Source organism: Bradyrhizobium cosmicum (assembly GCF_032290525.1).
Classification (GTDB): Bacteria; Pseudomonadota; Alphaproteobacteria; order Rhizobiales; family Xanthobacteraceae; genus Bradyrhizobium; species Bradyrhizobium cosmicum_A.
In genome coordinates this window covers 1-245 of record NZ_JASXTA010000498.1, presented here as the reverse complement: position 1 = coordinate 245, position 245 = coordinate 1, and the positions used below count along the sequence as shown (strand labels likewise).

Genomic DNA, 245 nt, shown 5'->3' with positions numbered 1-245 from the left:
CCACTGGTACCGCGATGACCTTCGTCCACCAGCACCAAATTATTGCCTTCAAACGCTTCTACCGACACGGTTTTATCGCCCGATTTATCGGCAAGTTTATTGACATCAATAATCTCAACACACAAGCCAATACCCACTTCATCTACGCTAAAATTAAAGCTCGCCTGCGCCGTGATATTTTTATCAAACAAACTGGCAGAAAATCCTGACAATTCAAGCTCTTCTTTATGCTGACGGCTCAAGCC

General features: G+C 44.5%; 1 protein-coding gene. It reads right to left on the bottom strand.

All coding sequences use genetic code 11. The annotated features are described in order from the left end of the window. A partial coding sequence (locus QSV46_RS40700) for a hypothetical protein (RefSeq protein ID WP_314964398.1) occupies nt 1-245 on the bottom strand: 245 nt, incomplete at both ends.